General features: G+C 45.7%; 7 protein-coding genes, 9 tRNA genes and 2 rRNA genes (1 of these 18 only partly in view). 1 reads left to right on the top strand and 17 read right to left on the bottom strand.

Translation table 11 applies throughout. The features are described 5' to 3' along the window. Positions 1-220: 220 nt before the first annotated feature. From glmS to sigW, 6 genes are all read right to left on the bottom strand, one after another. Positions 221-2,023 carry a glutamine--fructose-6-phosphate transaminase (isomerizing) gene (gene glmS / locus AC622_RS19180; protein WP_049672500.1) on the bottom strand — a complete coding sequence of 601 codons (1,803 nt, stop codon included), beginning with the start codon at positions 2,021-2,023 and terminating at the stop codon, positions 221-223. Positions 2,024-2,466: 443 nt separating this feature from the next. After that, positions 2,467-3,819, bottom strand: a complete 1,353-nt coding sequence (glmM, locus tag AC622_RS19190) for a phosphoglucosamine mutase (RefSeq protein ID WP_049672502.1) — start codon at positions 3,817-3,819, stop codon at positions 2,467-2,469. A gap of 63 nt (positions 3,820-3,882) precedes the next feature. Beyond that, positions 3,883-5,178, bottom strand: a complete 1,296-nt coding sequence (locus tag AC622_RS19195; protein WP_049672503.1) for a CdaR family protein — start codon at positions 5,176-5,178, stop codon at positions 3,883-3,885. Continuing rightward, on the bottom strand, positions 5,171-5,992 hold the full coding sequence (gene cdaA / locus AC622_RS19200; RefSeq protein ID WP_049672504.1) for a diadenylate cyclase CdaA: 822 nt from the start codon (positions 5,990-5,992) through the stop codon (positions 5,171-5,173). The genes AC622_RS19195 and cdaA overlap by 8 nt, the downstream gene beginning before the upstream one ends. A gap of 176 nt (positions 5,993-6,168) precedes the next feature. After that, positions 6,169-6,771 (bottom strand): zf-HC2 domain-containing protein, encoded by a 603-nt coding sequence (locus AC622_RS19205; protein ID WP_049672505.1) that lies wholly within the window; start codon positions 6,769-6,771, stop codon positions 6,169-6,171. A 14-nt stretch (positions 6,772-6,785) separates the two neighbouring features. Further along, a complete protein-coding gene (gene sigW, locus AC622_RS19210; RefSeq protein WP_049672506.1) occupies positions 6,786-7,349 on the bottom strand; it encodes an RNA polymerase sigma factor SigW in 564 nt (187 codons plus the stop codon). A 163-nt stretch (positions 7,350-7,512) separates the two neighbouring features. On the opposite strand from sigW, the gene AC622_RS20835 reads away from it, so the two are divergent. Next, the gene (locus AC622_RS20835) at positions 7,513-7,683 is read left to right on the top strand and encodes an aspartyl-phosphate phosphatase Spo0E family protein (protein WP_082197219.1); all 171 of its coding nucleotides are present in this window, start codon (positions 7,513-7,515) and stop codon (positions 7,681-7,683) included. Between the two features lie 647 nt (positions 7,684-8,330). Here AC622_RS20835 and AC622_RS19215 read toward each other — a convergent pair. The 11 genes from AC622_RS19215 to AC622_RS19265 form a co-directional block, all read right to left on the bottom strand. Beyond that, positions 8,331-8,405 (bottom strand) — tRNA-Gly (locus tag AC622_RS19215). Between the two features lie 4 nt (positions 8,406-8,409). Next, positions 8,410-8,482, bottom strand: a tRNA-Lys gene (locus tag AC622_RS19220). Positions 8,483-8,488: 6 nt separating this feature from the next. Next, a tRNA-Gln gene (locus AC622_RS19225) sits at positions 8,489-8,563 on the bottom strand. 54 nt (positions 8,564-8,617) lie between these two features. Next, positions 8,618-8,701: transfer RNA gene (locus AC622_RS19230), tRNA-Tyr, on the bottom strand. An 11-nt stretch (positions 8,702-8,712) separates the two neighbouring features. Beyond that, positions 8,713-8,785 (bottom strand) — tRNA-Thr (locus AC622_RS19235). Positions 8,786-8,867: 82 nt separating this feature from the next. Continuing rightward, positions 8,868-8,943: transfer RNA gene (locus AC622_RS19240), tRNA-Val, on the bottom strand. Positions 8,944-8,954: 11 nt separating this feature from the next. After that, positions 8,955-9,029 (bottom strand) — tRNA-Glu (locus AC622_RS19245). Between the two features lie 27 nt (positions 9,030-9,056). Continuing rightward, a tRNA-Thr gene (locus AC622_RS19250) sits at positions 9,057-9,129 on the bottom strand. A gap of 16 nt (positions 9,130-9,145) precedes the next feature. Continuing rightward, positions 9,146-9,220, bottom strand: a tRNA-Asn gene (locus AC622_RS19255). A gap of 16 nt (positions 9,221-9,236) precedes the next feature. Continuing rightward, positions 9,237-9,353 (bottom strand): 5S ribosomal RNA (rrf, locus tag AC622_RS19260). A gap of 68 nt (positions 9,354-9,421) precedes the next feature. After that, a 23S ribosomal RNA gene (locus AC622_RS19265) occupies positions 9,422-11,721 on the bottom strand (it continues 560 nt past the right edge of the window).

The raw sequence follows: 11,721 nt of genomic DNA on the forward strand, positions 1-11,721 counted from the left end.
ATTCAAAAAATATAATATATTCAAATATTATTATAGTAATAAATTAATAGACGCAACAACCTCTTTATTATGACAGTTCTGTGGCATACGCAGAATCAGGCTCAACCTCCTTTATTGATAGGGGTTTCTATCGTTCACGCTATATTCACATATGATTATGTAATGACAGGAACAAAATAAAACCGACCAAAATAAAATTTTGGTCGGTTTACATCTAACCTTATTCCACTGTCACCGATTTAGCCAAGTTACGTGGTTTATCTACGTCACAGCCGCGGTGAAGGGAAGCATAATAAGAAATTAACTGTAATGGTACTACAGAGATAAGAGGTGTTAACATTGGATTGATTTCAGGCAATACATAAGCGTCTCCCTCTTGCTCAAGTCCCTGCATAGAGATGATGCAAGTGTGTGCACCACGTGCCGCAACTTCTTTTACGTTGCCGCGGATGCTTAGGTTAACGTCTTCTTGTGTTGCAAGTGCGATTACCGGCGTGCCTTCTTCAATAAGGGCAATCGTACCGTGTTTCAATTCTCCGCCAGCAAATCCTTCTGCCTGAATGTAAGAAATTTCTTTTAGCTTGAGTGCTCCTTCTAGACATACATAGTAGTCGATTGAACGACCGATAAAGAAGCAGTTGCGTGTTACGGATAGATATTCACGCGCGATCATTTCAAAGCGGTCTTTATCATCACACAGAGCTTCCATTGCATTAGCAACAATGCCGAGTTCTTTCACGACCTGGAAGTCTCCCAATTGTCCTTTTGCTTTTCCGACAACAGAAGCAAGAATGGTTAATACAGCCATTTGTGCTGTATAAGCTTTTGTTGAGGCAACGGCAATTTCAGGACCTGCATGAAGGAGCAAAGTGTAATCCGCTTCACGTGATAATGTTGAGCCTGGTACATTCGTGATAGTAAGCGCTTTGTAGCCCATCTCTTTCGTTTGGACCAATACGGCACGGCTGTCTGCCGTCTCACCGCTTTGAGAGATGAAGATGAACAATGGCTTTTCAGAGAGAAGAGGCATATTGTAGCTGAATTCAGATGCTACATGCACTTCTACTGGAACCTTTGCCATTTTCTCAAACATTTGCTTACCAACTAAACCAGCATGATAGCTCGTTCCGCAAGCAATGATATAGAGACGATCTGCCTCATTGATGGCATTGATGATTGCCGGGTCGATTGTCAAATCGCCAGACTCATCCTGATAGTTCTGGATAATCTTGCGCATTACCAACGGCTGCTCATCAATCTCTTTAAGCATATAGTGAGGGTACGTACCTTTTTCAATGTCACTAGCATCCAGCTCTGCAGTATATGGCTCACGCTCAACAACTTTTCCGTCAAGTTCTTTAATGGTGATGTCATCCTTTGTGACGATAACCATTTCTTTATCCATTAACTCAACGAATTGATCTGTTACTTGAAGCATCGCCATTGCATCACTTGCAATAACATTGAATCCAAGTCCTACACCTACTAAAAGCGGACTCTTATTCTTCGCAACATAAATTGTATCTGCATCTTGTTCATCCAATAAGCCAATCGCATAAGAACCATGCAATAAAGTAAGCGTCTTAGAGAAAGCCGCTTCTACAGATAATCCTTCTTCGACGAACTTACTAATAAGCTGCACGATGATTTCCGTATCCGTGTCGCTCAAAAGTTCAACGCCTTCCAGGTATTCTTTCTTTAATTGCTCATAGTTCTCGATTACACCGTTATGCACAATAGTGAAACGCTTGTTGGCACTTTGGTGAGGGTGGGCATTCCTGCAGCTAGGCTCGCCATGAGTTGCCCAGCGTGTATGACCAATTCCTTTTGTTGTACTTACATTGCTGTCAACAACCTCGCGAAGATCCGCTATACGTCCCTTTTCTTTGAAGACATGTACGCCGTTTTCATTCATGACCGCGATACCCGCTGAATCATATCCTCTATATTCAAGCTTTTCCAAGCCTTTTAGTAAAATGTCTTTTGCATCTTGATGTCCAATATATCCTACAATTCCACACATACTTGTTTATCCTCCTATAATAAGAAGAAGGGAACAAGAATGCTCTCTATATTAATAAGGGGCATTCTTGCCCCCTTACCTCTGATCAGCAAATTTGTTATGTGCTTCTCTCTTTATTCTGTCCAGTTTGTCGCCAAACTGTTTTGGTAAAAAGAGTTGCAGCCCGCACATGTAAGCTGGGAGGCTCCCGCCGAACATTTCGATAACCTCCACCTCGTCAACTAAATCCCACCACATGGGTTTAGTTCTGGCGCTTATACAGAAAACCCGACTTCTATCCTCCATTCTATTTTTAGAATCACTTCCTAGCATACACGGTTCAACTCAATCAGTCAATTCAGAATTCTACCCAATACATAGTCAAACAATCCTTGTATACCCGCTCCAATATAAAATATGCATAAGCAGGAGGTTTGCCCCCGCTTATGCATCATTCACTCTGCCTAATTTTCCAATCCCATTTCTGCTCGAACGACATCTGCGATACGGTCGACATACGCATCACATTGCTCCTGTGTCGGTGCTTCAGCCATGACTCGAACAAGCGGCTCTGTTCCAGAAGGACGAACGAGGATACGGCCGTTTCCGTTCATTTCCCCTTCGACTTGCTCAATGATTGCCTTCACCTTTTCATTATCTGTTACATGGTGCTTATCTGTAACCCGGATATTCACAAGCTTTTGCGGATAGACGGTCATCTCAGCAGCCAGCTCAGACAATGGCTTCTTCGTCAGCTTCATAATATTAATTAACTGCACACCTGTTAATAATCCGTCTCCTGTTGTGTTGTAATCAAGGAAAATGATATGACCGGACTGTTCTCCACCGAGATTGTAGCCGCCTTTTTTCATTTCCTCCACTACATAGCGGTCACCGACAGCTGTTTGAGCACTCTTAATTTCATTAGCCTCAAGCTGCTTGTAGAAGCCCATATTGCTCATGACTGTTGACACGACTGTGCCTTGCTTCAAGCGGTTATGCTCCTTCATGTATTTCGCACAAATATACATGATTTGATCACCGTCAACGATTTGGCCTTTTTCATCAACAGCAATCAAGCGGTCGCCGTCGCCATCAAAAGCAAGACCAATATCTGCTCCCTTTTCAAGGACGAATTGAGCCAGCTGTTCAGGATGAGTAGATCCAACTCCCTCATTGATATTCAATCCGTTCGGAGATGCCCCCATCGTAGAGGTATCTGCATCCAAGTCAGCAAATAAATGCGTCGCAAGAGAGGATGTGGCACCATGTGCACAATCAAGAGCCACATGAATACCTGTAAAGTCTTCATCAGCTGTTTGCTTCAAGTATTGAATATACTTCTGTCCACCCTCAAAGAAGTCATTGATTGTACCAAGGTCACCACCGATTGGGCGTGGAAGTTCGTCCGCTTCCATATCAAGTAACTCTTCGATTTCTCCCTCTTGTTCATCAGACAGCTTGAATCCATCAGAGCCGAAGAATTTGATACCATTATCCGCTACAGGATTATGTGAGGCAGAAATCATGACTCCGGCCTGTGCACCTAGAGCTTTTGTTAAATAAGCTACGCCTGGGGTTGAGATGATGCCTAAACGCATAACCTCTGCTCCTATAGAGAGAAGACCTGCTACCAGTGCACTCTCCAGCATATAGCCGGAAATCCTGGTATCACGTCCAATTAACACCTTAGGACGCTCATCTGTATGCTTGGTTAATACATATCCTCCAAATCGGCCTAGCCTAAAAGCAAGCTCAGGTGTCAGTTCGCTATTCGCTACACCCCTCACACCATCTGTACCGAAATATTTACCCATGTTCAAATCTCTCCTTCTAGATATCCTCTCTTTTCAGCCCGCGGGCATGAAAGAAAATGGATTTTATCCTTCTGAATTCTTTTCTAATAACTCTATGTTTACGGTCTTGCTGTCGTTGGGAAGCTCCCAATGAACCTCATCAGGTGCTGTCACATTCATTGTAACCTGGTGCTCCCCTGCCTCAAGACCTGTAACATCCACTGAGACTGTAATATCACTCGTCTTTAATGTTTTGAGGACTGATTCATCCCCTGTTACTTCTATTGATACAGCCCCGCCCTCTGGCTTAATGAAATTGGCCTCATATAAATTCTCATCCAGCCCTAGGATGCCAATTGGAATGCCAGCGAGTGTCTCGGTAGCTTCTTTTATCTCTGTCGAAGCTGCCTCTTCTTCCTTTTCAGCTTTGTCCTCACTTTCGTCTTCCTTAACATCAATAGTGACCTTCACCGTATCAGTTGATGAGCCAACTACCCCGTCTGGGAGGCTGACCGGCAGCTCTAGCGTGGTATCCTCTTTAATGCTGCTGATATCCACCGGTACTTCAATTTCTTTCACTTTATCCAGAACAGATACATCTCCATAAATGGTGACCTTATCGGTATCCAGCTTTACATCCTCGATGGTGACTCCCTTAGGCTCTGTCCCTTTTTGAACCGCCTTCAAGTTAACCTCCTTCGATGGGCTGCTAATATTGATTGTAATATTGACCGAAGCCGGCTTGATGATGACATCCAGCTTATTCATATTGGCATCATATGCTTGAACAGCCGCCTCAGTATTAATATCCTTTGTCACATTGCCATCTGTGTTCACTGCAGCTCTGACTATGGCAATTTGATTAACCAAGCTCTTCGCACCCGTGATTTGCACCTTTGCAGGGTCAATGACCGGTGAACCGGCTTGATAGCCCTCACCTAGAACACTCTTATCAAACTCCGCCTCGACTTTATATTCCTCTGTCACCTTCTCCTCGACATCTACATCCACATAAGCTTGGGTTAGCTGATAATTCAGCTTATCAGACAAGCCCTTCACTTCGATAGGCGCTCTTTGAGAGCCAATTTCTGCATTGGATAAATCTATATAGATCTCAAAGTCCATCTTATTGCGTGTAGCCATTACAATACTTTCAGGACCTTCAAGAGTAATCCCCACTGTATCTGGAGCACCGCTGACAATCAAATTGTCTGTGTCATAGTATATTTCAACAGGTACATCATTAATAAGTGTGGACCCTTCCTTTGATTGTGTGCTTGTAATATTTCCAGGAGTACTGTTGACAGATATAAATAGCAGGAACGCTATCACAAACGCGCCGACCTTCATAAACCATCCGCTCGATGTGATTTTATCCATTTCTCTTCGACCTCCAATTCCAAAGATTTGAAGAAGTCGTTTTATTGCTGATCGTCAATTCATTTTCCAGCATGTTTTGAAGCTCATCCAGAGAAAGATTCCGATAGAGCTCTCCATTCTTCGTGAGAGACACACTGCCTGTCTCCTCTGAGACAACAATGGTAATGCTGTCTGTTACTTCACTAATGCCAAGTGCTGCCCTATGTCGTGTTCCAAGCTCCTTTGAAACAAATGGACTCTCAGATAAAGGCAGATAACATGCTGCCGCGGCAACTTGATTATTTTTCAGAATCACTGCACCATCATGAAGCGGCGTATTCGGAATAAAGATATTAATGAGCAATTCAGAGGTCACCTTTGATTCAAGTGAAATTCCTGTCTCAATATAGTCATTCAGGCCTGTTTCTCGTTCAATGGACATCAAAGCACCAATCCGCCTTTTCGCCATATAGCTTGTAGACTTCACAATGGCCTCAATCATTTGCTCATGTTCATTATCTTCAATACTCGTGGAGCGGAACCATTTGCCCCTTCCCAGCTGCTCAAGGGCTCTCCTAAGCTCAGGCTGGAAGATGATGATAATGGCGAGTACCCCCCATGTCATCGTTTGCTCCATAAGGTAACTCAGCGTATTAAGCCCAATAATCTCACTTGCAAACCGTACGCCGATGATTAAGATGATCCCTCTTAATAGCTGTACAGCCTTTGTTCCTTGTATAATTTGCAATAATTTATAAAATACCAGCCAGACCAGAAATATATCTGCGATACTGATTATATAATCTAATAAAGAAAAATTCTCTAGAAACGGCATGTCATGTCCTCCAGTCATGTCCTTTCCCATTGACGGCTTTTAATTCTTATGCCCGTCCATACATATAACTCCATTATTATAACATACTGTCGGACAAACTCTAACAGTTCAGTCTAATCTGTGTGTTCAAAAAAACAGACCTCCATCCGGAAGGTCCACCAATTTATCACGAGGTCTTATTCAACTATATTTTTCACGGTTTCTTTAATGTTATACCAAACCCATTCAAATAATTGATCAATCTCTTCTATATCTCCTGTTACCTCTCCAGCTCCGGCAAGATACTTCTCCCCGTTAATAACGGTTAGATCACCTTGGACGGTTCCTTCAACCTTAATATTGCCATTTTTGACGACCATATCTCCTTCAATCGTCTTGCCCTCTGGAACAATAACGGTCTGACCCATTACGACGATATCTGGATCCTTCGAGAAGGAAAACTGCTGTTCTTCTCCCCAATAGGAGAACATCGTTCCACCCATCAGCATGAGGAACATGGAGGCAGCAATCAAGACAGGATTTCGCTGAAGCCATCTTTTCATATTTATCTTGCGAGATTGCTTTGGCAAGCAATCCATAACCTTGTTTGTGAAGCCAGCTGGTGCTTCTATATGAGAACCTTGCAGCAAGGCAATCGTTCTGTTCAGCTCCTGAAATGTCAGCATGCACTCATCACAGTCCGCGATGTGAGCCAGGAGTATATTTGCTTTTTCCTTATCAATCTCTCCATCAAGATAATCATGGATATATTCCTCGATATCATCCGGACATTGTCTCATTATCATTCACCTCATTATAAAGATTGCATTGATTTGCGCAATGCATCTCTTCCTCTATGAATTCGCGTCTTGACTGTTCCAATCGGCAAATGGAGAATCTCGCTGATTTCCTTTAAGGAAAGCTCATCCACATACTTCAGCACAATTGCTGCTCGATACTTCTCGGGAAGCTTTTGAATCTCCAGCTGAACCCTTTCCTTCAGCTCCAGGTTCTCGAGCTCCTCCTCAGGCAGTTTCTCAGCGGAGGGAATTTGAGAATACATATCAAGCCCTTCCGTTCCAGCCACCTCAGCGTCCAAGTAGAAATCCGGCTTCTTCTTTCGAATTCGATCTATACAAAGATTCGTCGCAATCCGGTATAACCAAGTCGAGAATTTACGGTTCATCTGGAATGTATGGATATTTACGTATGCCCGAAGAAAGGCCTCCTGTGCGACGTCCTCAGCCTCATAGCGGTCTCCAAGCATGCGATAGCATAATTGGAATACCTTGTCTTTATAAAATTCAACTATATCCTCAAAGGCACGCTGGTCTCCATCACGCACTTGTTGGATTCTTTCTTTTATTAGTCCTTCCAAATTTCCCATCCTCCGCATTAGCGGCCTTTTTGCTTATATACGCCTGGCCCTAGAAAAAAGTTTCATTTATTAGCATGTTTTATAAAAATGAATAAAGAAAGTGTTTATTTTTTGAAAATTTTGGGTAAAAAAGGAATATATATGGTAAGTAAGGAGTGACGAATTGGAACTACATACATTAATGAAGGATATTGAGAAATACCGCCAACGGATGATTACATTGGCTTCTCACTCTTCAATGGTCGATTCTGATGTCATTAAGGCTAGTACTGAACTTGATTCGTTAATCAATCAGTATCAAAATCAAACAAGGTACGTATACAAAAAGCAGTAGTCCTCTATATACAGGATGCTGCTTCTTTTCATGTCCTCTAATAATCGCTCTTGCTCCATTCTCCTCAATTGTAGGCTTTGTTGCCTCATATGACAAGCAATGTATAAAATGATTTATTCTTATATTCGTACCCTTTAAAAATCGAGTAGAGGGGAAATTCACTTGAATTTTCCCTCTCACACCACCGTATGTACAGATCCGTATACGGCGGTTCAATAGCTTGAGTAAATGAGCTGGTATTTCACAGATATGTCTTCATATCCGTGACGTGCCAGCTCTTTATCTGTTAAGGAGCGGTGAAGGACGTAACTCTTGGATATGGATAGCTTGTTGAAGCATTCGGTCGATAACGGCTGGAATGCCTAGTTTACACTTTCCTCCATTAGGTTTCGGGCAGTATTGGACTTCGTCTTGTTGTGCAGGCTCATCCGACCTAAGCCAGCCTTGTATCTAGTTTCTGTTCGTCCGTCAGGAGTTTGCGTCCAGCTTCTTTCAGCCACTACCTCACAATAGCCGCCTTGCCTTTCGCTAACCGTTCCTATTGCCAAGCCTGTAGTGGACTTGTACCACCAAGCTTTCGCCTATGCAGGATGCACACAAAAAAACCTTAATTGCATTGCAACTAAGGTTTAACTATTATTATTCATTGGAGCGGAAGACGGGATTCGAACCCGCGACCCCCACCTTGGCAAGGTGGTGTTCTACCACTGAACTACTTCCGCAAAATGAGCCATGAAGGACTCGAACCTTCGACCCTCTGATTAAAAGTCAGATGCTCTACCGACTGAGCTAATGGCTCTCATATTGGCTGGGCTAGCAGGATTCGAACCTACGAATGACGGAGTCAAAGTCCGTTGCCTTACCACTTGGCTATAGCCCAATAAAAAGAAAAAGGGACAATCTCTTTTGTCCGTTGGATGTTTCTTATAAGAAATGGTGGAGGGGGGCAGATTCGAACTGCCGAACCCGAAGGAGCGGATTTACAGTCCGCCGCGTTTAGCCACTTCGCTACCCCTCCGTTTTAAAGAGTGCCGGCAAGAGGACTTGAACCCCCAACCTACTGATTACAAGTCAGTTGCTCTACCAATTGAGCTACACCGGCATAATATCAACGTTTCATAAGACATTTATTAGTATAAACGATATTTCGTTCACTTTCACCAAGAAATGTTTGGTAATTTTAATGGTGGAGGATGACGGGATCGAACCGCCGACCCTCTGCTTGTAAGGCAGATGCTCTCCCAGCTGAGCTAATCCTCCATATAGATAAATGGTGACCCCTACGGGATTCGAACCCGTGTTACCGCCGTGAAAGGGCGGTGTCTTAACCGCTTGACCAAGGGGCCTCTTTCTTTTTCATAACTGCAATCGAGAGCTTCCAAGCGGGCTCGAACCGCTGACCTCTTCCTTACCATGGAAGTGCTCTACCTGCTGAGCTATGGAAGCACAATCGAGCAAGAAATGGCTCCGCAGGTAGGATTCGAACCTACGACCGTTCGGTTAACAGCCGAATGCTCTACCACTGAGCTACTGCGGAATAGTATAAGGTATGTGCCCGGCAACGTCCTACTCTCACAGGGGCGTGAGCCCCAACTACCATCGGCGCTGAAGAGCTTAACTTCCGTGTTCGGAATGGGAACGGGTGTGGCCTCTTCGCCATCGTTACCGGACTATATGAAGAATGTTGAATCATTCTTTCAAAACTGGATAATGTTTGTTTGGCCTATGCGCTTTGTTCTTGGTTAAGTCCTCGAACGATTAGTCTCCGTCAGCTCCATGTGTCGCCACACTTCCACCTCGGACCTATCTACCTGATCATCTTTCAGGGTTCTTACTAGCTTGCGCTATGGGAAATCTCATCTCGAGGGGGGCTTCATGCTTAGATGCTTTCAGCACTTATCCCGTCCGCACGTAGCTACCCAGCTATGCTCCTGGCGGAACAACTGGTACACCAGCGGTGCGTCCATCCCGGTCCTCTCGTACTAAGGACAGCTCCTCTCAAATTTCCTGCGCCCACGACGGATAGGGACCGAACTGTCTCACGACGTTCTGAACCCAGCTCGCGTACCGCTTTAATGGGCGAACAGCCCAACCCTTGGGACCGACTACAGCCCCAGGATGCGATGAGCCGACATCGAGGTGCCAACCCTCCCCGTCGATGTGGACTCTTGGGGGAGATAAGCCTGTTATCCCCGGGGTAGCTTTTATCCGTTGAGCGATGGCCCTTCCATGCGGAACCACCGGATCACTAAGCCCGACTTTCGTCCCTGCTCGACTTGTAGGTCTCGCAGTCAAGCTCCCTTGTGCCTTTACACTCTGCGAATGATTTCCAACCATTCTGAGGGAACCTTTGGGCGCCTCCGTTACTCTTTAGGCGGCGACCGCCCCAGTCAAACTGCCCACCTGACACTGTCTCCCACCCCGGTTCAGGGGTGCGGGTTAGAAGTTCAATACAGCGGGGGTAGTATCCCACCGACGCCTCCACCGAAGCTGGCGCTCCGGCTTCAAAGGCTCCTACCTATCCTGTACAAGCTGTACCACAATTCAACATCAGGCTGCAGTAAAGCTCCACGGGGTCTTTCCGTCCTGTCGCGGGTAACCTGCATCTTCACAGGTACTATAATTTCACCGAGTCTCTCGTTGAGACAGTGCCCAGATCGTTACGCCTTTCGTGCGGGTCGGAACTTACCCGACAAGGAATTTCGCTACCTTAGGACCGTTATAGTTACGGCCGCCGTTTACTGGGGCTTCAATTCGCACCTTCGCTTACGCTAAGCGCTCCTCTTAACCTTCCAGCACCGGGCAGGCGTCAGCCCCTATACTTCGCCTTGCGGCTTCGCAGAGACCTGTGTTTTTGCTAAACAGTCGCCTGGGCCTTTTCACTGCGGCTCACCTGGGCTTTGACACCCTGGTGAGCACCCCTTCTCCCGAAGTTACGGGGTCATTTTGCCGAGTTCCTTAACGAGAGTTCTCTCGATCACCTTAGGATTCTCTCCTCGCCTACCTGTGTCGGTTTGCGGTACAGGCACCTTCTTCCTCGCTAGAGGCTTTTCTTGGCAGTGTGGAATCAGGAACTTCGGTACTCTAGTTCCCTCGCCATCACAGCTCAGCCTTGTGTGATGAGCGGATTTGCCTACTCATCGGCCTAACTGCTTGGACGCGCATATCCAACAGCGCGCTTACCCTATCCTACTGCGTCCCCCCATCACTCAAATGGAAGAGAGGTGGTACAGGAATATCAACCTGTTGTCCATCGCCTACGCCTTTCGGCCTCGGCTTAGGTCCTGACTAACCCTGAGCGGACGAGCCTTCCTCAGGAAACCTTAGGCATTCGGTGGAAGGGATTCTCACCCTTCTTTCGCTACTCATACCGGCATTCTCACTTCTAAGCGCTCCACATGTCCTTCCGGTCATGCTTCACAGCCCTTAGAACGCTCTCCTACCACGCATACCATACGGTATGCATCCGCAGCTTCGGTGATACGTTTAGCCCCGGTACATTTTCGGCGCAGAGTCACTCGACCAGTGAGCTATTACGCACTCTTTAAATGGTGGCTGCTTCTAAGCCAACATCCTGGTTGTCTGGGCAACTCCACATCCTTTTCCACTTAACGTATACTTTGGGACCTTAGCTGGCGGTCTGGGCTGTTTCCCTTTTGACTACGGATCTTATCACTCGCAGTCTGACTCCCGAACATAAGTCTTTGGCATTCGGAGTTTGTCTGAATTCGGTAACCCGATGAGGGCCCCTAGTCCAAACAGTGCTCTACCTCCAAGACTCTCAGTTCGAGGCTAGCCCTAAAGCTATTTCGGAGAGAACCAGCTATCTCCAGGTTCGATTGGAATTTCTCCGCTACCCACACCTCATCCCCGCACTTTTCAACGTGCGTGGGTTCGGACCTCCATCCAGTGTTACCTGGACTTCATCCTGGACATGGGTAGATCACCTGGTTTCGGGTCTACGACCACATACTCATACGCCCTATTCAGACTCGCTTTCGCTGCGGCTCCGTCTCTTCAACTTAACCTCGCATGGGA

It is taken from the genome of Bacillus sp. FJAT-27916 (assembly GCF_001183965.1).
GTDB lineage: Bacteria > Bacillota > Bacilli > Bacillales > Pradoshiaceae > Pradoshia.

Excerpts from the sequence above, each read along its gene's own strand:
- glmS (WP_049672500.1), bottom strand. The coding sequence starts at position 2,023 with ATGTGTGGAATTGTAGGATATATTGGACATCAAGATGCAAAAGACATT.
- glmM (WP_049672502.1), bottom strand. The coding sequence starts at position 3,819 with ATGGGTAAATATTTCGGTACAGATGGTGTGAGGGGTGTAGCGAATAGC.
- AC622_RS19195 (WP_049672503.1), bottom strand. The coding sequence starts at position 5,178 with ATGGATAAAATCACATCGAGCGGATGGTTTATGAAGGTCGGCGCGTTT.
- cdaA (WP_049672504.1), bottom strand. The coding sequence starts at position 5,992 with ATGCCGTTTCTAGAGAATTTTTCTTTATTAGATTATATAATCAGTATC.
- AC622_RS19205 (WP_049672505.1), bottom strand. The coding sequence starts at position 6,771 with ATGAGACAATGTCCGGATGATATCGAGGAATATATCCATGATTATCTT.